This window comes from Gemmatimonadaceae bacterium (genome assembly GCA_019637445.1).
In the GTDB taxonomy this organism is placed as follows: domain Bacteria; phylum Gemmatimonadota; class Gemmatimonadetes; order Gemmatimonadales; family Gemmatimonadaceae; genus Pseudogemmatithrix.
The window spans coordinates 1,323,673-1,342,409 of the sequence record JAHBVS010000001.1 but is presented as its reverse complement, the minus strand read 5'-3'; the positions used below and the strand labels follow the sequence as shown (position 1 = coordinate 1,342,409).

General features: G+C 67.9%; 20 protein-coding genes. 9 read left to right on the top strand and 11 right to left on the bottom strand.

Translation table 11 applies throughout. The annotated features are described in order from the left end of the window. Nucleotides 1–28: 28 nt before the first annotated feature. The 5 genes from KF709_06105 to KF709_06085 form a co-directional block, all read right to left on the bottom strand. Entirely contained in the window at nt 29–502 is a 474-nt protein-coding gene (locus KF709_06105; GenBank protein ID MBX3173966.1) for a GNAT family N-acetyltransferase, read from the bottom strand. Then, nucleotides 499–897, bottom strand: a complete 399-nt coding sequence (locus KF709_06100) for a hypothetical protein (protein ID MBX3173965.1) — start codon at nt 895–897, stop codon at nt 499–501. The genes KF709_06105 and KF709_06100 overlap by 4 nt, the downstream gene beginning before the upstream one ends. A gap of 3 nt (nt 898–900) precedes the next feature. After that, nucleotides 901–1,386 (bottom strand): molybdopterin-dependent oxidoreductase, encoded by a 486-nt coding sequence (locus KF709_06095; protein MBX3173964.1) that lies wholly within the window; start codon nt 1,384–1,386, stop codon nt 901–903. Nucleotides 1,387–1,447: 61 nt separating this feature from the next. Then, nucleotides 1,448–2,263 carry a matrixin family metalloprotease gene (locus KF709_06090; protein MBX3173963.1) on the bottom strand — a complete coding sequence of 272 codons (816 nt, stop codon included), beginning with the start codon at nt 2,261–2,263 and terminating at the stop codon, nt 1,448–1,450. Nucleotides 2,264–2,265: 2 nt separating this feature from the next. Further along, nucleotides 2,266–3,183: an alpha/beta hydrolase gene (locus KF709_06085; protein ID MBX3173962.1), complete on the bottom strand. Its 918-nt coding sequence runs from the start codon at nt 3,181–3,183 to the stop codon at nt 2,266–2,268. A gap of 157 nt (nt 3,184–3,340) precedes the next feature. Here KF709_06085 and KF709_06080 point away from each other — a divergent pair, with 157 nt between their 5' ends. From KF709_06080 to KF709_06055, 6 genes are all read left to right on the top strand, one after another. After that, a complete protein-coding gene (locus tag KF709_06080; GenBank protein MBX3173961.1) occupies nt 3,341–4,246 on the top strand; it encodes a hypothetical protein in 906 nt (301 codons plus the stop codon). A gap of 168 nt (nt 4,247–4,414) precedes the next feature. Then, nucleotides 4,415–4,624, top strand: a complete 210-nt coding sequence (locus tag KF709_06075) for a heavy-metal-associated domain-containing protein (protein ID MBX3173960.1) — start codon at nt 4,415–4,417, stop codon at nt 4,622–4,624. Nucleotides 4,625–4,636: 12 nt separating this feature from the next. Next, a complete protein-coding gene (locus KF709_06070) occupies nt 4,637–5,020 on the top strand; it encodes a cupredoxin domain-containing protein (protein MBX3173959.1) in 384 nt (127 codons plus the stop codon). Beyond that, the gene (locus tag KF709_06065; protein MBX3173958.1) at nt 5,013–7,244 is read left to right on the top strand and encodes a copper-translocating P-type ATPase; all 2,232 of its coding nucleotides are present in this window, start codon (nt 5,013–5,015) and stop codon (nt 7,242–7,244) included. Before KF709_06070 ends, KF709_06065 begins: the two co-directional genes overlap by 8 nt. 16 nt (nt 7,245–7,260) lie before the next feature. After that, entirely contained in the window at nt 7,261–7,623 is a 363-nt protein-coding gene (locus tag KF709_06060; GenBank protein MBX3173957.1) for a metal-sensitive transcriptional regulator, read from the top strand. A gap of 11 nt (nt 7,624–7,634) precedes the next feature. Beyond that, nucleotides 7,635–8,720: an LLM class flavin-dependent oxidoreductase gene (locus KF709_06055; GenBank protein ID MBX3173956.1), complete on the top strand. Its 1,086-nt coding sequence runs from the start codon at nt 7,635–7,637 to the stop codon at nt 8,718–8,720. A 16-nt stretch (nt 8,721–8,736) separates the two neighbouring features. Here KF709_06055 and queG read toward each other — a convergent pair whose 3' ends face one another. Together queG and KF709_06045 are read right to left on the bottom strand one after the other, a co-directional pair. Then, complete coding sequence (gene queG / locus KF709_06050) at nt 8,737–9,642, bottom strand: tRNA epoxyqueuosine(34) reductase QueG (protein ID MBX3173955.1); 906 nt, start codon at nt 9,640–9,642, stop codon at nt 8,737–8,739. A 44-nt stretch (nt 9,643–9,686) separates the two neighbouring features. Then, nucleotides 9,687–9,929, bottom strand: coding sequence for a hypothetical protein (locus tag KF709_06045; GenBank protein ID MBX3173954.1), 243 nt, complete (start codon nt 9,927–9,929; stop codon nt 9,687–9,689). A gap of 42 nt (nt 9,930–9,971) precedes the next feature. Between KF709_06045 and KF709_06040 the strand changes: the two genes are divergently transcribed. Next, nucleotides 9,972–11,303 carry a 1-acyl-sn-glycerol-3-phosphate acyltransferase gene (locus KF709_06040; GenBank protein MBX3173953.1) on the top strand — a complete coding sequence of 444 codons (1,332 nt, stop codon included), beginning with the start codon at nt 9,972–9,974 and terminating at the stop codon, nt 11,301–11,303. Here KF709_06040 and KF709_06035 read toward each other — a convergent pair. Beyond that, the gene (locus KF709_06035) at nt 11,300–12,802 is read right to left on the bottom strand and encodes an alkaline phosphatase family protein (GenBank protein MBX3173952.1); all 1,503 of its coding nucleotides are present in this window, start codon (nt 12,800–12,802) and stop codon (nt 11,300–11,302) included. The two genes, KF709_06040 and KF709_06035, sit on opposite strands and share 4 nt — an antisense overlap. Nucleotides 12,803–13,012: 210 nt before the next feature. Here KF709_06035 and KF709_06030 point away from each other — a divergent pair, with 210 nt between their 5' ends. Both KF709_06030 and KF709_06025 read left to right on the top strand, forming a co-directional pair. Continuing rightward, complete coding sequence (locus tag KF709_06030) at nt 13,013–13,798, top strand: TIGR00730 family Rossman fold protein (protein ID MBX3173951.1); 786 nt, start codon at nt 13,013–13,015, stop codon at nt 13,796–13,798. 62 nt (nt 13,799–13,860) lie between these two features. After that, nucleotides 13,861–15,123: a deoxyhypusine synthase gene (locus KF709_06025; GenBank protein MBX3173950.1), complete on the top strand. Its 1,263-nt coding sequence runs from the start codon at nt 13,861–13,863 to the stop codon at nt 15,121–15,123. Between the two features lie 99 nt (nt 15,124–15,222). Here the strand turns inward: KF709_06025 and KF709_06020 are convergent, their stop codons facing one another. The 3 genes from KF709_06020 to KF709_06010 all read right to left on the bottom strand — a co-directional run bounded on the left by KF709_06020 (nt 15,223) and on the right by KF709_06010 (nt 18,733). Next, entirely contained in the window at nt 15,223–15,939 is a 717-nt protein-coding gene (locus KF709_06020) for a TonB family protein (GenBank protein MBX3173949.1), read from the bottom strand. A 107-nt stretch (nt 15,940–16,046) separates the two neighbouring features. Beyond that, nucleotides 16,047–17,492 carry a hypothetical protein gene (locus KF709_06015; GenBank protein MBX3173948.1) on the bottom strand — a complete coding sequence of 482 codons (1,446 nt, stop codon included), beginning with the start codon at nt 17,490–17,492 and terminating at the stop codon, nt 16,047–16,049. A gap of 68 nt (nt 17,493–17,560) precedes the next feature. Continuing rightward, on the bottom strand, nt 17,561–18,733 hold the full coding sequence (locus tag KF709_06010) for a nucleotidyltransferase family protein (protein MBX3173947.1): 1,173 nt from the start codon (nt 18,731–18,733) through the stop codon (nt 17,561–17,563). Between the last annotated feature and the right edge of the window lie 4 nt (nt 18,734–18,737).

The window sequence follows — 18,737 nt, the reverse complement described above, 5'->3', positions numbered from 1 at the left end:
GATGAGGGTTCCGGTTCGACCCGCAGACTCACGCGATGGTTTGTCCCGGTGCCGGAAATTCCAGGATGGGAAGCAGGCGATCGGGCGCCCCGGGCATCGGCGCCGGCTGCGCGCCGATGCGCCGTGCTCCCAGACGCTCGTAGAACGTCGCAGCATTGGGGTCGGAGATGACGCGGATCGCATGACCCGGTCGCGTGGCCGCCTCACGCAGTGCCTGCGCGACGAGTGCGGCGCCAACACCGTGCCCCATGCAGTCAGGGCGCACCCAGAGGTGCGCGATCTCCGAGTACTCGGACTGGCGCTCAAGGGAAACGAGTCCCAGGAGGCGGCCGCTGTCCTCTGCCGCGAAGACTGCGTTTGCGGATACATATGAAGGCGAGAGTGTGAGTTCATCCTCCCACGCCTCGAGCCAGGCCGGCGGATATCCCCAGTGCGCCTTTGCCGCCTTCGCGATCTCGCTGAGGGCGGGGGCGTCGCTGGGCTCCGCGCGTCGGAGGCTCACCGCGAGTCGGCCATCGTCCCAGCGCCCGTGGCGCGGAAGGCGAGGAAGAAGAGCACACCGAGCATCAGGTCGATGCAGCCGAACGTCAGGACATCCGCGCCCACGCGGCCCGCTGCGAACAGCAGCAGCACCGGCACGCCGAACACGAGCTTCTCGACGATCGCCGGCAACATCAGCAGTCGGTAACGCTGGACGTCACGTGAGATTACCAGGAACACCAGTTGCCACGCCAAGGCGACGCCGACGAATCCATAGAAATGTTCCGGGCGCTGTAGAGGACCAGGCAGCGGAGGACCGATGCCGAGTTCGAGCAGGTACTGCGGGGCCAGGACGAGGAGCCCGTAGACGCCTGCCCAAAAAAACACGCGGCGGGGGAACGCGAGAGAGCTCGACATAGATCACTCCGGGAGGTCGCGAATCTCAATACGCACTACCTGTCGGACCCAGCGCGTGGGTCGGTGATCACCTTCGACAATGATGCGACGTGGCGCACGTTCGGGCGGAAGCGGCTTGCCGTCCTCGCGGTCCACCACAACCACGCGGCGTCCGCCGATGCTCGGGTCCAGGTCACTGAGCGCAATGAGCGCGGAGTAGCCGTCGGAGCCGACGAAGACCACGACGCGCCGCAGTTGAGCGCCGCGCAGTGAGTCGACCGGCGTCAGGCCCGCGAGCCGCAGGACATCGCGAAGGTCGTGGCCATCAAAGGTGAATGTCGTGTTGTGGGCCGCCGCCGTGCCGCTGACGCGGGGAAGCGACTGGAGTTCCGCCGGCGCGAGGGAGCGCGAGATGCCATCCGGTCCACGGATGGTGAGTGGTTCGAGCGACTGTGCTCCAAGACTCGGCGCGCCGAGGGCCAACGCGAGCGCAAGAATCAACCGATTCACGTTCAATGTGGGATAGGAGGTCAACAACGGTTGCGCCCGGCGGCGCTGTGCGCCAGACAGCTCACGGCCACACCCGCCCCGGCGGCAGCTCGTAGGCAAGCCGTACCGTGCGTCGGTCGCGCTCACTGAGTTCGGTCACATATACCTGCGCGGCCATCACACTGGTCGTGTCCTGCGGATGGTCCAACCCCAACAGGTGCCCGACCTCGTGGCGCGTGATCGCACGCACGCCATCCTGCGAGACCCGGCGTCCGTCGGGTAGCTGCAGGGCCAGCTGGATGTTCCCGCCCACGATCCAGCCGTGCTGGTCGTAGCGCCAGCTGGTCTGACCGGTCATCCGCTCGTCGAAGCGTTCGACCCAGGTCACCAGCACCTCGGCGCGCGCCGAATCGCGAACGATCGTGAAGAGCAGGGGAAGACCGAGGCCTTCCCAGGCGGTAAAGCCCTCGCGCACGAGGGCGGGGTATGCATCGTCCCAATTCGGCCCGGACGCCGCCTGCACCCACACGCGCATCGGCTCGGCCCGACGATCCGGCCAGCGGTAGTTCCAGCCGCCACGGGCGGCGAGCAGCTCGGGGAGGTATGTGCTCGGACCGCGCGCATCCAGGGAGAATGCGATCCGCACGGAGTCGCGCTCGGGTTCGGGAAGTCCGCTGGTCACGGACACCGCATTCCCTGGACGCCCGACATCGGGAGTGCCGGACGCGTCAAAGGCGTCCGCCATCGCCTGCGCGGTGGAGTCCAGTGAGGCGTTGGGAGCAGGCGTGAGTTCGCGCGCCAGCTTCTGTCCCTCGCGTCGCAGCAGGAGGGCGAGCAGCACAAACGCGGCGCTGAACCAGAACAACCGCCGCCACGGACTTCCCGGTGCGCGCGCCACGCTCAGGCGTCCAGGAAGCGCAGCGCGGCGTCGAACACCATCGCCGGCCACTCGAAAAACGGCATGTGGCCGCAGTCGGGGACGCGCAGGACGTGGGCACGCGGGACCAAGCGCCCGATTGCGTCGGCTTCGACCGGCGGGATGCAGTCCTGCTCGCCGTGGAAGAGCAGCACCGGTGCGCCGACCTTGGTCAGCGTCTGCCGCCAGTCATAACCCTCGCGACGCAGGCGCGCGGCAACCGCTGCACCGGTGATGCTGATGGCCAGGGGCGGCGGCGCGAGCAACGCCGTGGGATCGTGGAACCAGGCCGGATAAAACGCGCGACTGTAACGCGCATGCAGCTCGGGCCAATCGTCCATCAGGGCGCGCGGATCGAGGCCCGCGAGCGTGGCGCGCTCCTCGTCCATATCACGCGCGGCCAAGTGCGCCACGGCGCGCCCGTGCAGGCCCTCGAGCCATCCCGAGGTCGGGCCGACGGCATCGAACGTGACGATGCGTCGCACGCCCGCGATATCCTCGGCGGCGGCGAGCAGCGCGATCCCGCCACCCCAGGAGTGCGCCGCGATATCCCACTGCGAGATGCCCAGGGCCTCACGCAGCGCGACAATGTCCAGGGCGTCGTGCTCGATGCGTGCGGCCCTGGCGCCCGGTGGCGCCTGCGAGTCGCCACGTCCGCGCTGGTCGTAGAGGATGACCTGCCGGTTGTCGGCGAACGGCGCAAAGGTCGGCCACAGTAGGTCGTGACCGTAGATCATCCCGCCGTTCACGGCCAGCAGCGGGATGCTGCCCGGGACCGGAGGGGAGAGCCGCACCGAGAAGTCGAGGCCGCGGACACGGACGATGCGCCGTTCCAGCGACGGCGTGCGGGGGCGACTGCGGCGCCAGGCGGCAAGGCGGTCTTTGGCGGTGGGCTCGTGCACGGTGCATAAGGTAGCGCGCGGAACGCCGCGGTAGGCGCCCCGGCTTGACACTATTCCCGCGGTGCGGCGTACTGATGTCGCGCGCAGCGGGGTCGAATGGACCCGTCGACCGACCCGCCGTGCCGCGAGACATTCAACGGATGGGAGTGGAACCAGTATGAGTCGTAGTCTCGGCGTCTTCGTGGCGCTCTTTTTTTCGTCCGCACTGACGGCCTGCGCCACCACTGGCGCCACGTTCGGAAGCGGTGTCGGCGACGCGATGCTCTCGCGCGCACCGTTCTATGCCGGGGCCTCACGGACGGCGGCGCTCGCCGCTGGCGTGCCCGTCGGCGCGCTGCCGATCGTCTTCCAGCCGCGCGACGGATCCAATGAGATCTTCGAGCCGTCGGCCAAGCCGGGCACGGCGCTCGCGCAGTTGCTGGTCGAGATGAACACCTTCCTGGATTCGCTTAGGGCGGCGAACGGAGCCCAGCCCCTGCGCGTGATTGCCAGCGGGGTCAGCGGCGTAGCGCCCGACGTGCGATTCGGCTGCTTCACGGAAGGGGATCTGCCGGGCGCGGACTGTGTGGCCCGCGGCGATTCCGCGTTGGGACGCGTGGCCAACCTGCAGCAGGCGAAGCTCAGCGTCGGCCGGCCGTCAAGCGAGTGGGTGGCCAGCGCCGCCAGCGCGATGGACGCGGCGGGTGTGGCGCACGTCCTGGTCATTCGCCTCGAGATAGGGCAGCTCTGGCTGCGGCAGCAGGGAATCGCGGGTCGGAAGTCGGTCGAGATCGGCAGCGACAACGTGGTACCGGTGCCTTGGCTCACGTCGCTGGAGACACCCGTCAGTGTGCTCCAGCTGACCGGGGCGCTGGTGGGCCGCGATGGCAAGGCGGTGCGCATCGGCGCTGAGGGCATTCTGCCGAAGCGCACGCCGCTGCTCGCAAGCGGGATGGGCGCCGAGTCGCTGCTCTCGGACGCTGACGTGCAGAACGCGCGCACCTTGCGGCGCGAGGAACTCCCAGGGGCGCCGCTGGCGTGGCAGGAGGCTCTCGTGCAGCTGGTACAGCGGCTGACGCGATAAGCCGCGAACGCGCCCCGCTCAACAGGCGCGCATTGGCTGGCAGGAGGGCTCCGATCCGAAAGGAATCGGGGCCCTCTTGACATAGGGGTAGGGGGTATCTAGAATCATACCCGTGAGGGGTATGTAGCCCCCGCCGGCCCACCGGGCCGACACCCTGGAGAAGCGGCAATGGCGAAGGAGACGCTGGAAATCGGCGGGATGACCTGCGGGCACTGCCTGCGCACCGTCAAGAACGCACTGGAGAGCATCGACGGCGTGAGCCTCGAGGAAGTCCGGATCGGCAAGGCGACGGTCGACTACGACGAGACGAAGGTCCGGAAGGACGCGATTGCCGAAGCCATCCGCGACGCGGGCTACACCGTCCTCGCGACCTTGTAACCGGAGGCCGCGATGACCGGATTCGACCTGCTCGTCCTGGCCGCTGCGGCCACTGGCATCGCGGCGGTGAATTGGTGGTTCTTCGTCGCCGGGCGCAGCGCGCCCGCGGCCGCAGTGGCGGACTCGGCCGGCGTGGCCGAGGTGGAGATCATCGTGGACGGTGGCTACAGCCCGTCGACCGTGCAGGTCCCTGTAGGGCGCCCGGTGCGCCTCGTGTTCGATCGCCGCGACACGTCCTCCTGCTCGGAAGAGGTGGTGATTCCCGAGTTCAACGTGCGTCGCTTCCTGCCAAGCGGGGAGCGCACCGTCATCGAGCTCACGGCGAGTGCGGCTGGCCGGTTCCCCTTCACCTGCGGCATGAGCATGCTGCGGGGCACGATCATCGCCAATGACTGACCACATCACGACCCGGATCCCCGTCCAGGGGATGACCTGCGCGGCTTGCCAGTCGCGGGTGCAGAACACGTTGCAGAAGTCGGCCGGCGTCTCGGATGCCAGCGTCAACCTCATGATGGGCACGGCGACGGTCACCTATGATCCCGCGACCACCAAGCCCGAGGCGCTGGTCGAGGCCATCAAGCAGACAGGCTATGACGCCTCGATGCCGCAGACGGACCGTAGCGCCTTCGAGGAACAGGAGGCGCGCGACAAGGCGACGGCCGAGGAGTTCACGGATCTCAAGATCAAGGCGATTGCCAGCGGTGCCATCGGCCTCGTGGCGATGGCGTTGATGCCGCTGGGGCACTCGTTCATGTGGCTGGACTGGGTGTTGCTTGTGGTCACTGGCGTCACCATGGCATCCGCGGGGCAGCACTTCTACGTCCGCGCGTGGAAATCCTTCACGCACCACTCGGCGGACATGAACACGTTGGTGGCCGTCGGAACCGGCGCAGCGTACCTGTACTCGATCATCGCGACCGTCTGGCCGTCATTCTTCACGAGCCGCGGCGTGTCGGCCGACGTCTACTACGAAGCGGTGATTCTGATCATCGCGTTCATCCTGACGGGGAACGCGTTCGAGGCGCGCGCCAAGCGCAATACGGCGACGGCGCTGCGCGCGCTGGTGCAACTGCAGCCCAAGACGGCCCGCGTGCTGCGGAATCTCGTGGAGCAGGACGTGCCGATCGAGGAGCTTGCAGCGGGCGACACTGTGGTTGTGCGGCCGGGTGAGCGCATCCCCGTGGACGGTACGATCACGAAGGGTGAGAGCGCAGTGGACGAGTCCATGCTCACGGGCGAGTCGATGCCCGTGGCCAAGAAGGTCGGTGACCGCGTCATTGGCGGCACGATCAATCGCACCGGCGCGTTCCGTCTGAGCGCCACGACGCTGGGTGAGGACTCGGTGCTCGCGCAGATCGTGAAGTTGATGCGCGACGCGCAGGGGTCGCGGGCGCCGATCCAGGCATTGGCCGACCGCATCTCATCGGTGTTCGTGCCGATTGTCATCTCGATTGCGATTGCGACGTTCGCCGCGTGGGTCATCCTGGCGACCGACGCTTCGTTCGTGCGCGCCTTTGCCGCCGCGGTGACGGTGCTGATCATAGCTTGCCCCTGCGCCATGGGTCTCGCCGTCCCGACCGCGGTGATGGTGGCGACGGGCAAGGGCGCCGAGCTCGGCGTGCTCATCAAGGGTGGTGAGGCGCTGCAGCGCGCGGGTGACATCTCGACGATCGTGCTCGACAAGACCGGCACGGTGACGGAAGGCCGCCCGGCGGTGACCGATGTGGTCGTCGCGGAAGGTGTGGAGGAGTCGAAGCTGCTGGGTGAGGTGGCGGCGCTTGAGGCGCTCTCCGAGCATCCGCTTGCTGAGGCCATCGTGCGGCATGCGCGCGAGGGTGGGCACGCGCAGGGCACGGTCGAGGGCTTCGAGTCGGTGACCGGCAAGGGCATCGTCGGCGTCGTAGACGGCGCAGCGATGGCAGTGGGCAACGCCGCGCTGATGGCGGACTATTCCATTGATGTGGCGCCGATGTCGGAGGCCGCGTCGAATCTGTCGGACAAGGGCCGTACGCCGATGTATGTGGCCCGCAATGGGGAACTGGCGGGACTGGTTGCCGTGGCGGATCCCATCAAGGAGAGCTCGAGAGAGGCCATCGCGCGCATGCACACGCTCGGACTCACGGTCGTGATACTGACCGGTGACACGGAGCGCACGGCCAAGGCGATTGCCAAGGAGGCGGGCATCGAGCGCGTGGTGGCGGGTGTGCTGCCCGAGGGCAAGGTTGCCGAGATCGATCGCCTGCAGAAGGAGGGTCAGGTGGTGGCGATGGTCGGTGATGGTATCAACGACGCGCCGGCGCTGGCGCAGGCTGACGTCGGCATGGCCATCGGTACGGGCACGGACATCGCCGCGGAGGCGGCCGACGTGGTGCTGATGCGCGGCGACCTGCGGGCCTCGGCGCAGGCGGTGGAGCTCTCGCGCCGCACGATGCGCACGATGAAGCAGAACCTGTTTTGGGCCTTCATCTACAATGTGATTGGAATCCCGGTGGCGGCGGGTGTACTCTACCCGGCCTTCGGCCTGCTGCTCACGCCGGTGATGGCCAGCGCCGCGATGGCGTTCAGCTCAGTGAGTGTGGTGACCAACTCGCTCCGCCTGCGGCGGGCGCGAATCGTCTAGGAGAGGAGAGCGCGATATGGCAGCGGCCAAGAAGGAACTTCCCAGCGTGCAGGCGGCTTGTCACTGTGCGACGCACGAGGATGGCGGCGGTCGCAAGGCCGTCGCCGTGGACCCGGGCATCAAGGACAACAACCTCAAGCGGCTCCGCCGCGTCGAGGGCCAGGTGCGCGGACTGCAGAAGATGATCGACGAGGATCGCTACTGCGCCGACATCCTGACGCAGATCTCGTCGGTGCAGGAGGCGCTGCGGTCGGTAAGTCGCAACCTGATGCGCAACCATCTCAAGCACTGTGCCTCGCACGCCATCCAGAGTGGCGACGCGGAGGCCGAGGCGATGTACGACGAGTTGGTGGACATGATCTACAAGAGCAGCCGGTAACCCCGAGAGCCATGGAACTGGGCATCTACACGTTCGTCGAGCACACACCGGACCGCACGGGCGCACTCATCCCGCGCGAGCAGCGCATTGCCAACCTGCTGGGGGAGGCCGCACTCGCCGACGAGGCGGGGCTCGATGTGTTCGGTGTCGGCGAGCATCACCGGTCTGACTATCTCTCGTCCACGCCGGCCGTGCTACTCGCGGCCATCGCGGCGCGTACCAAGCGCATCCGACTGTCGAGCGCGGTCACCGTGCTCAGCTCCGACGATCCGGTGCGCGTGTTCCAGGAGTACTCCACGCTCGACCTCATCTCCAATGGTCGCGCGGAGATCCTTGCGGGTCGCGGGAGCTTCATCGAGTCCTTCCCGCTCTTCGGCTACAACCTCGACGACTACAACGAGCTCTTTAGCGAGAAGCTCGAGCTGCTGCTCAAGCTGCGGAGCGAGGAGCGCGTGACCTGGCAGGGGCAGTTCCGCGCGCCGCTGCAGGACCAACCCGTCTTCCCGCGGCCGCTGCAATCGCCGTTGCCGGTGTGGGTGGCGGTGGGTGGCACGCCGCAGTCCGTGGTGCGCGCCGCCACGCTCGGCCTGCCGATGGCGCTGGCCATCATCGGGGGATCACCGGAGCGTTTCGTGCCGTACGCCGACCTCTACCGCGAGGCCTGGGCGAAGGCCGGCCACGATCCCGCGCAGGCAAAGCTCAGCATCAACTCGCACGGCTTCATTGCCGACGATGCGGCAAGGGCTGCAGAGGTCGCGTTCCATCCGTACATGTACCAGATGGGCAAGATCGGCCGCGAGCGTGGATGGCCGCCGCCGACGAAGCATCAGTTCGACGCCGAGCGCTCGGCGAAGGGTGCCGTGCTCATCGGCGACCCGCAGCAGGTGGTCGACAAGATCCTCTGGGAGCACGAACTGTTTGGGATGCAGCGCTTCACGCTGCAGCTCACCGTGGGCGCGTTCCCGCACGCGGAGACCATGCGGGCCATCGAGTTGTTCGGCGGCGTGGTGGCGCCGGCGGTAAGAAAGGCGATTGGCGCGGACCGCGACGCTCGTGCTGACGTGTCCGCTGTCAGCGAGGCATCGGTCCCGTCCTAATCAACGGGCGCGAGACCTAGCGCGACGCGTCGTCCAGGTTGTCGATCAGCGTGCGCGCGTTGCGCTGCAGGCCGTCGAGCTTGGCTCGTTTCATGGCTGAGCCGCGGAACGCCTCGCGATAGGCCGAGTCGTCCATGCTCAGGAGGAGTCGCGCCAGGCTTCGAGCGTCCGTGCCGGCAACAGGCGCACGCGCGGCAAGCGCTTCGTCCGGCAGTTCCCGTGCGAACTTCACGTTCCAGGGACAGACGTCTTGGCAGATGTCGCAGCCGTACAGCGTCTCACCGAGCGCACCGCGGAACTCTTCGGGAATCTCGCTGCGTGACTCGATGGTGAGGTAGGAGAGGCAGCGCCTCGCGTCCAGCACCTGCGGCGAGACGAAGGCGTCCGTGGGACAGGCGTCGAGGCAGCGCGTGCAGGTCCCGCAGTGTTCCTGCTCGAACGGCACGTCGGGCGCGAGCGCGAGGTCCAGGAACAGCGCGCCGATGAAGAAGAACGAACCCAGCGTGGGATCGATCAACATCGTGTTCTTGCCGAACCAGCCGAGTCCGGCGCGACGCGCGAGGTCGCGCTCGAGGATCGGGCCGGTGTCGACGTAGGCGCGGCCGCGCACATCGTCACCTCGCTCGCGTCGGACCCAGTCCAGAAGTTCGTCGAGCCGATCCCACATCACGCGATGGTAGTCGGCGCCTCGGGCGTATCGCGCCACCGGGCCTGTGGGCTGCTTGCCGCCGTAGTCGAGCAGTACCACGAGCGCGGAACGCATCCCGGGTTCGGGGCGCGTGGTGTCGGCGCGCAGGGCCGCCCCGCGTTCGAGATACGCCATTTCTCCGTGGTGGCCAGCTTCGATCCACGTGGCGAACGCGTCGTGTGTCTCTGCGGGGCCGAGCGTGGCGATCCCCGCGCGGTCGAAGCCGACACCCAAGGCCTGCGCCTTGAGTAGGGCTGCAAAGGTGGCGCCGGTCTCCCTCAGGGAAACCGCGCGGCCCAGCGCGCGTAGCGAATCACGTCCTGCACCGGCGGCACGGCGTCGTAGTCGCCGTAGGCCGTGTACATCCGCCAGCGCACGTAGTCACGCGCGGGCAGCGGCAGGAACGGCAAGCGCATCCACCAGCGGTTGCGACGGAAGCGCCACGCCACCGTGAGCAGGTCCCGCGCAAGGGCGGGATTCACGATGGCGCGTGGGACCAGGCGCAGGACGAGCGACCACATACGGGAAAGATATCGCGCGGCAGGGCGTGTAGCTTTCCCGCGATGTGGCTCTATCGGGCGATGCCCCTCATCTCCGAGCTGGCGGTGCGCTCGTACTACCGTGTGAGCGTGTCGGGCGCGCGCCTGCCCGCGACCGGTCCGGTGCTGCTGGTGGCGAACCACAACAACTCGCTGGTGGATCCGGCGTTGGTCGCGTCGATGGCCGGCCGCAACGTGCGATTCCTGGCCAAATCGCCACTGTTCACGCATCCGCTGATCGGATGGCTCATCAAGGGTGTGGGTTCCGTGCCGGTGTACCGGCAGCAGGACGATCCCACGCGGCTCGCGCAGAACCTCGACACCTTCCGCGACGTGCATCGCGTGCTCGCGGCGGGCGACGTCGTCGGCATTTTCCCTGAGGGCACCTCGCACTCCGCCTCCCGGCTCGCGCCCCTGAAGACCGGCGCGGCGCGCATCGCCATCGGGGCCGCGGCGCAGCTTGGACGCGACTTCCCCATCGTCGCGATGGGATTGGTCTTCCGCGACCGCGACACGTTCCGCTCAGAGGCGCACGTGATCATCGCCGAGTCGTTCTCCTGGAATGACTTGGTCGGCGACGTGAACAATCGCGTGGCGGTGCGCGAGTTGACACAACGCATCGAGCGCGCGATGCGCACGGTGTCGCTGAATCTCGAGGCTTGGGAGGACGAGCCATTGGTGCGCACCGCCGAGGGAGTGTGGCGCGCGGAGTTCTCGCGGGGTGAGACGGTGGACGCTGCGGATGAGGTCGCGCGGCTGCGCGTGACCAGCGAGGCACTGGCGGCGCTGCGCGACGGCGGGGCGGACGCGTGGAAGCCCACGGCAGACGCGTTGCGCGAGCACGGACGGGCACTGAGGCGCTACGGGCTCACGCCGCAGACCTTGGTCGAGGAGATCTCGGCGGGTCAGGCCCTGCGCTGGGCGGCGCTGCGCGTGCTGCTGTTGCCGTTGATCGCCGTTTCAGTGGCGGGCGCGATCTGGTTCTGGCTCGCCAAACGCGTGACGGTGATGGGGGCTGCGTATACGGCGCGCATCGAGGGCGAGGACACGATTGTCACACACCGTGTGCTGGTGGGCGCGGTGATCTTTCCCCTGTGGATCGTCGCGACCTCGCTGGTCCTTGGCGCCTTCTATGGCTGGCTTGCCGGCCTCGCGTCGATGCTGCTGCAGCCGGCGTGGGCAGCCGCGGCCTTGGTGATTGGCGAACGACGACAGGCGATGTTCACCGCCGTGCGCCGCTACCTGCTTCGGCGGTTCATCGGAAAGCGCCTGCGCGCACTGCGCGAGGCGCAGCGAGAGATCGCGTCGCAGTTGCAGGTACTGCTCGCAGCCGTGGGCCCACCAGCGGCGCGCTAGCTTCGCGCGAGCTGCGTCCCGCCAGCGCGCGACAGGAAGCTCCCGCCGTCGAGAACCACATCGCGCGGCGACGCGAGTCCGAGCGCCTCGAGCGCGCTCGCATAGATCTCGGTCGTGCGGCGCGGCGTGGCGTCGACGCGCCTCGACATCAACAGCGGTACGAGCATCTGGTCACGTCGCAGCGCGCCGTGGCCGCTGTAGTGCAATGACGGCTCCCAGCGGGCGCGCAAGTCCCAGCCGTGGGCCGCCGAGAGGATGATGTCGCCCGAGCGCGGCGCGTTGGCGAGTGCAAGGATCTGCACGAGAGAGTCGGGATACGCGGACTCGCGCGTGAGCTGCCAGGCGGTCGTGGGGTCCACGGCGCGGACGGGACCACCGAGTTGCAGCGGATCGCCGTCGAGTGGCTCGTAGGTCAATCGGGCTTCCGGGTGATGCGGGTTCGGCAGCGCACAGGGGCCCAGCGTCGCGAACGCCTCTGGCGACGTGAACTCGATGGACACGCGGGCCCGGCCGTGCGTGCGACTCAGGACATCGCAGGACAGGTCGACGCGCGGTACGAGCGCGAGGTCGACTGCCGGTCGATGGAGCAGCAGGCCAAGAAGCGATCCAAACCTCGCTTCGAAATGCTCCCAGCCTCGATTGTGCTCTTCATCGAGCGCAACGTAGATGTGAGCCATACAGTTTCCGCTCACCATCACGCCAACATCGCGCCCTTTGAGCACATTCGGATGAGCCTTGACAGACCATCCGGCGTCGGAAACGGTCCGCTCGAGGTCTTCGTGATTGGCAACGTCTTCGTGTCCGTGGTCGCTCACCACCCAGATCTCAAGTTCGCCGCCACGACCGTCCGCCCCGGCGTCTGCCTGCAATCGCGCAACCGTCGCGTCCACGGTCTTGAGCGCCTGCAGCACACGCGGATCGTCCTGCCCGAATCGGTGCGAGAGCTTGTCCACCCCAGGGTGCGCGAGAAACGCGACCCGCGGCCGCTGCGCGCGCACTCGGCGCGCGAACTCCTCGCCCAGCCACCTGTCGAAGCGCAGCCACGAGTCGACGTCCGCGCGGAAGTGAGTCCACGCCATGCGCGCTGCGAAACCAGTGCCCGTCCCGATGCGCCGTCGTCCACGGAGACCGCGCCCGATGTAGGTGAAGCCGCCGAGCGAGCGGGGTTCGACCTCAAACAGTGTGCGAGCTTCGGGAGTCAGGTCCTTGTCGGCCCGCATCCCTCCGATCCCCACGTAGCTGCGCGCGTGTGCCGGCCACAGCGTGTTGAACCGGGAACGATCGTACCAACGGAGGCCGGGTAGCCCGGCGCGCCCCGGATGCATGCCCACGAGGAAGGGCGTGTACGCGCTCCCGGTGACCGAGGGAAACACGGTAGTGATCGTGTGCGCGGATCCCTGCGCGCGCACGCGGGCCAGGGCCGGGAGCTCGCCCGCATCGATCGCCCGCCACAGCGTCTCCGGCCGCGCGCCGTCGGCCACCACGATGCAGAGCGTCACGCGTCAACGTAAACTTCACGCCCTATGGCGTCCAAGAAGCGCTCAGGTGGCAACACCGTGAAATCCAAGGCGATGCCCGCCTCGAAACCCGCTCGCACCGCTTCCGGCAAGAAGGCCGACGCCGCGCGGCTTGAGGAGGCGCAGCATGATGCGGTCGCGGGCCTCAAGGAACGCATGGCGGAAGGTGCGCGTGCGTCCGCGAACTACAAGATGCCGAAGGACGAGGTCCTGCCGCGCGCGGCCACGGACGATTCCATCGGTGACTTCTCCTGGGCGCTGACCGAGGACGCACGTCTCCTGCAGTACGGTGGCCCGCGCAGCGACTTCCGCGCCACCGATCCCTGGCGCGTGATGCGCATCAACACGGAGTTCGTTGAAGGCTTCGACAAGCTGGCGGGGATCGAGAAGGGCGTGAGCATCTTCGGCTCTGCGCGCACGCACCCCGATGACCCGCAGTACCAGGCCGCCGTCGAGACGGCGCGTCTGCTTGGCGAGAAGGGATTCAGTGTGATCACGGGTGCGGGCCCGGGCATCATGGAGGCGGCCAACAAGGGCGCGCGGCTCGCCAAGGCGCCGTCCTATGGCTGCAACATCGAGCTGCCGTTCGAACAGGGCGCGAACCCCTTCGTGGACACGCTGGTGAGCTTCCGCTACTTCGCCGTGCGGAAGACAATGTTCATCAAGTACTCCAGCGCCTTCATCATCTTCCCGGGCGGCTTCGGCACCTTCGACGAACTCTTCGAGGCGCTGACGTTGATTCAGACGGGGAAGATCTCGCAGTTCCCCGTCGTGCTCTTCGGCACGCACTACTGGGCCGGTCTGGTGCGCTGGATTCGCTCGCGCGTGCTGGCCGAGCGCAAGATCTCGCCGGGGGACATGGACCTGATGGTCGTGACGGACGACCCCGCGGAGGCGGCGCGGGTGGTGGAGGACGCGTACCAGCTGCAGCTCAAGACGGCGATGCGGCGCGCGCGCGCGGAAAACGGGGAACGCTGAGTACGCGTTTCGCCTGCTTGCGGAATGCTGTGAATGACGAATCAACCAGGGAACGGTGAACGGTGACGGGTAAAGGCAAGGGCGATTCCGGTCGGGAGCGCGGTGGGTTCAAGGCCTCGCGGCACGGCACGGGCAAGTCAAACGCAGAGCGCGCGAGCGCAGCGGGCGACAAGGCCGCGCAGAAGCGCGCCGCCGAGCAGCGCGAGGCCAAGAGCCACAAGGTTGGGACGAAGCCGGCCAGCACTTTCTTGCGTGGCAAGAAGATCGACCCGCGGAAGCTCGACGGCTCGGAGACCGTGGTGCAGCTCGTCGAGGGCGCGTTCCAGAGCTACAACTCCGGACGGCTGCGCGAGGCCTGCGGCCTGTTCACCGAGCTGATGCTTGAGAAGGACGTCACGGTCGGGATGACGCTGACCGGTGCGCTGACGCCAGCGGGCCTCGGGATGAGCACCATCATCCCGCTGATGGAGGCAGGCTTCGTGGATTGGATCATCTCCACGGGCGCGAACCTCTACCACGACGCGCACTTCGGGCTCGGGCTCTCGATGCACCGGGGCAACCCACAGGCGTCGGACACGGTGCTGCGCGAGGAAGGTGTGGTGCGCATCTACGATGTGTTCTTCGACTACGACGTGCTGCTCAGCACGGACGCGTTCTTCCGGAAGATCATCCGCGCGCCGGAGTTCCAGCGGCAGATGTCGAGCGCGGAGTTCCACCATCTCTGCGGCAAGTATCTGGTGGAGCGCGAGAAGGCGCTGGGCATCCCGCAGAAGTCGCTGCTGGCGGCGGCCTACCGCTGCGGCGTGCCGATCTATACCAGCTCGCCCGGCGACTCGAGCATCGGCATGAACGTGGCGGCGCTGGCGCTCGAGGGCGGCGGCTGCGTGATCGATCCCAACAAGGATGTGAACGAGACGGCGAGCATCGTGCTGCACGCCAAGCGGAAGGGCGGGAAGAGTGCGGTGCTCATTGCGGGCGGTGGTTCACCCAAGAACTTCGCGTTGCAGACGGAACCGCAGATCCAGGAAGTGTTGGGCATCGATGAGAAGGGGCACGATTTCTTCCTGCAGATCACAGATGCGCGGCCGGACACCGGGGGACTCTCGGGTGCCACGCCGGCCGAGGCGGTGAGCTGGGGCAAGATCGATCCCGACCGACTTCCAGACGCGGTGGTGTGCTACCTCGACTCGACCATCGCGCTGCCGATCCTGACAAGCTACGCGCTGGCCAAGCGGAAGAAGCGGAAGCTCAAGCGGCTCTATGATCAACGTGGGGCGATGATGGCGACGCTGGTGGCGGAATTCGAGAAGGCGAATAAGGGCTGATGTAGGGGTAGGACGGAGGATGGAAGCTGAACGGCGATGCGGGGTGAGCCCCGCATCGCCGTTCGTTCTTTCCTGTTGCCGTATCGGCCCGCGCGCACATCAAGGCGTCAGCGCAAACCCGAACGGGAGCTCCACCAGCTGGCGAATCGCCGCGCCACCGACACGCCCGGGGGTGAACCGCAGCTGCGGCAGCACGCGCCGCACGCTTGCCACGAAGGCCTCGTGCGAGGACTCAAGGATCTCGATGCTCTCCGGTTCCACGCGGCCGTTGGTGCCGACCACGAAGCGCACGCGCACGAATCCCTCCACGCGCGCTGCGCGCAGCATGTCGGGATACCGCGGTAGCGGGTGGTCCGGGCGCAGCCGCGCGGGGACCTCAACCACGTCGGCCGAGTAGGGCGCGGCAGTGCCGGATCCCGGCACGCCGGTGACAGCGCCGCCGGGCTGCTGGGCGGCGCCAATCAGCGTTCCGGGTGTGGTCAGTGCGGGTCCCGGTTTGGGCAGCCCGATGGGTACCGCGCTGGGGGCGGGAACCGACGGCAGGTTCACGTCGGGCAGTTGCGGCGTCGCATCCACTGGCGACGTCTCCACCGGCGTCGCCGCAGCGGGCGCCGCGACGCGAGGTGTGGTTGCCGGCTGTGGGTTCGCGATGAACACGATCGGGTCCCGCACGATGGCGGGGGCCCGCGGGGCTTCACGCACCGTTGTGGCGACGACCGCCGTCGCAATCAGTGCGGCGTGAAGCGAGAGGCTGACGAACGCTGCATTCCCCGCGCGCTCGCGCGCAGGCCGTGAGGCGACAAGCGTGCTGAACATCGCGTCCCCCTTGAAGGTCCTGCGACATCGTACATCGCCAGGATTAGGGGATGCCCCTCTGCAGCATTACGGCTGGATTACGCCTCGATGAGGCGTCGATGCCCCCGCTAGACCAGCATACCCGCCAGCGACGCCGACATGAACGCCGCGAGGTTTCCGGCCACCATCGCCCGCAGGCCCAGTCCGGCGATCTCACTCTTCCGCTCCGGCGCCAGTCCGCCGATCCCCCCGATCTGGATGGCGATGCTGGAGAAGTTCGCGAAGCCGAGCAGTGCGTAAGTGAGGATGATCGCCGATCGCGGCTGCAGCAGCTGTCCGGCCGCGAGGTCGGAGCCGAACTGTGCGTAGGCCACGAACTCGTTCAGCGTGGCCTTGAGGCCGATGAGCGAGCCCACGTAGGCGGTGTCCTGCCAGGGCACGCCCATCACCCAGGCCAGCGGCCGAAGCAGTGCGCCGAGGATGCCCTGCAGCGAGGCGTTCTCGACCCCGACGAGTGAGCCGCCGAAGCCCAGCAGCGCATTGAGCAGCGCCACCAGCGCCACGAAGGCCATGAGCATTGCGCCCACGTTGATGGCCAGTTGCACGCCCTGCGCGGCGCCGTTGGCCGCGGCTTCGATGACGCCACCGTCAGACGAGCCGCGGCCGACGGAGAGAAACTTCCAGCGGCCCGGTCGCGGCGGGGCGGTCTCCATCGCGGCCGCGGCGTCCCCGAGCCCAGCGCGCGTGACCGGGGTTTCGGTCTCCGGCAGGAGAATCTTGGAGAGCACAAGACCGGCGGGCGCGTTCATCACGCTTGCCGCCAGCAGATGCGACGCGATGCCTGGGAACCATCCGGACAGCATCCCCACGTACGCGGCCAACACGCCGCCGGCCACAGTCGCGAAGCCGCCGACCATCACGGTGTTCAGCTCGCTGCGCGTCATCTGGCCCACGAAGGGCTTGATGAGCAGCGGCGCCTCGGTCTGTCCGAGGAAGATGTTGCCCGATGCACTCAAGGTCTCGGCGCCCGAGGTGCGCAGCGTCTTCTGCATCACCCAGGCGAGCCCCTTCACGATGAGTTGCATCACGCCGAGGTAGTACAGCACCGACATCAGCGCGGAGAAGAAGATGATGGTCGGCAGCACATTGAAGGCGAAGAACGCGCCGGTCTGGGCGACCGACGACGCGCCCTCGAGCGCTGTGCCGTCCGGCGCCGTGACGGGCACCGTGGACTGTACGAGGTTGCCGAAGACGAAACGCGCGCCCTGTTCCTGGAAGCCGAGCAGGGCCGTGATCCACTCACCCACCTTCTGAAAGACGGCGCGTCCGGTGTCGGTCTTGAGCACGAGCAATCCGAACACCGCCTGCAAGCCGAGTCCCGAGCCCACGAGCCGCCAGTTGATGGCCTTGCGGTTGTAGGACATCGCCAGCGCGATACCGAGCATCGCGGCGATACCGAGGAGTCCGATCAGGCGTTCGCCAATGGGAGTGTCGAGGCCCGCGCGGGCGCCGGCGAGGCGTTCGGCGGCGGACTGGACCAGCGGGTGCAGCGCGAGGCCGGCGAGCGGCGACATCGGGGCTCCGGGGTTGGGAATCGGGTAGCGCGAGGAATACTACCGTGCGCCCTCGCGGCCAGCGACCGCTAGTTGCCGGCGACGGTGCGCTGCAGGAAGGCCCACCAGCTCCGGTACTCGCGCACGTGGCGTCCAGCCTGGGTCAACAGGGCGACCTCCTCGTCGTTGACAAGGGTCCGCGACCAGCGCTGGCTCTCCTCGAGTCGGTGCGGCGCGCCGTGGCCGCTCCAGCGCGGGCGAATGGCGGCCCGCCATAGCCACTCCGACACGCGAACGGAGGGACTGAGGGGGAACTCGCCCGGTGCGAGTTGCGCGATGGCCCAGCGTTCCACGATGGCGCACAGCCAGTCGGGGGTCGGCGGCGCAAGCGCACGGAGCGTCGACTCAGGCACGGCGACCCCGGACATCAGTGACGCGAGCCGCAGGGTCCAATGCACGGCGCTGGCGCCCCGGCGCACGTGCATCGCCTTCGACAGGGTCGCCCAGTCAAAGTCCGGTTGCCGACAGATCGCCGACACGGCGCGAAACGTGCGCCAGGGCCCGAAGCAGAGCTGGTGCTGCCAGGCGAAGTGCACGCAGGTGTGGAAGAGCAGGTCGTGCAGCGACGGCACGAGCGCACCTTCGAACGGTGCCGCGGCAGGCACGGCGGATCCCCAAAGAGCCGCGTCTTCCAGATGGAAGCCGTGGTCGGCCGGCAGCAGGCGCGTGTGCAATTCGACGCGAAGTCCAGGCAACTGCGGATCATCGTACGGCGGCAGGTGCTGGTGACCGTGCAGGAGGGCCGTCAACCTGGGATCTTCACGCGGCCGCCAGCCGGAGGCCACGAGCGCTTCGTGGGCGCGCAGCACATCCTCATCGCGCACCAGCAGGTCCACGTCGGTCATGGGCCTCAGCCGAAACGTCGGGTCGGCGAGGGCGCCGATCGCTGCGCCTTTGAGCAGCATCACGGCGACACCACGCTCGCGGAATGCCGGCAACGTCGCCGCAAGCCGCGACGCCAGCTGCCGCATCCGGAAGTCGCCCAGCATCGTGCGGGCCCGCAGGAACTCCTTTGCGCCGGCGGGAAGGCGACTGTTCTCGCCCGCCAATGCGCGCCACAGCGTGCCCGTGGCGCCCTCTCGCTCTGCCATGCGAAGCGCACGCTCCCAGTCCGTGACGGCAGCTCCGTCTCCGAGGATGCTCGCCGAGGAAGCCGAGAGATCCGCACTGCGGAAGACAAGTCGCGCCTCGGCCGACAGCATCCGT

Coding starts and splice junctions, on each gene's coding strand:
- KF709_06100 (MBX3173965.1), bottom strand. CDS start 897: ATGTCGAGCTCTCTCGCGTTCCCCCGCCGCGTGTTTTTTTGGGCAGGC.
- KF709_06055 (MBX3173956.1), top strand. CDS start 7,635: ATGGAACTGGGCATCTACACGTTCGTCGAGCACACACCGGACCGCACG.
- KF709_06020 (MBX3173949.1), bottom strand. CDS start 15,939: ATGTTCAGCACGCTTGTCGCCTCACGGCCTGCGCGCGAGCGCGCGGGG.
- KF709_06040 (MBX3173953.1), top strand. CDS start 9,972: ATGTGGCTCTATCGGGCGATGCCCCTCATCTCCGAGCTGGCGGTGCGC.
- KF709_06060 (MBX3173957.1), top strand. CDS start 7,261: ATGGCAGCGGCCAAGAAGGAACTTCCCAGCGTGCAGGCGGCTTGTCAC.
- KF709_06070 (MBX3173959.1), top strand. CDS start 4,637: ATGACCGGATTCGACCTGCTCGTCCTGGCCGCTGCGGCCACTGGCATC.
- KF709_06075 (MBX3173960.1), top strand. CDS start 4,415: ATGGCGAAGGAGACGCTGGAAATCGGCGGGATGACCTGCGGGCACTGC.
- KF709_06065 (MBX3173958.1), top strand. CDS start 5,013: ATGACTGACCACATCACGACCCGGATCCCCGTCCAGGGGATGACCTGC.
- KF709_06030 (MBX3173951.1), top strand. CDS start 13,013: ATGCCGAAGGACGAGGTCCTGCCGCGCGCGGCCACGGACGATTCCATC.
- KF709_06010 (MBX3173947.1), bottom strand. CDS start 18,733: ATGCTGTCGGCCGAGGCGCGACTTGTCTTCCGCAGTGCGGATCTCTCG.
- KF709_06045 (MBX3173954.1), bottom strand. CDS start 9,929: ATGTGGTCGCTCGTCCTGCGCCTGGTCCCACGCGCCATCGTGAATCCC.
- KF709_06080 (MBX3173961.1), top strand. CDS start 3,341: ATGAGTCGTAGTCTCGGCGTCTTCGTGGCGCTCTTTTTTTCGTCCGCA.
- KF709_06015 (MBX3173948.1), bottom strand. CDS start 17,492: ATGTCGCCGCTCGCCGGCCTCGCGCTGCACCCGCTGGTCCAGTCCGCC.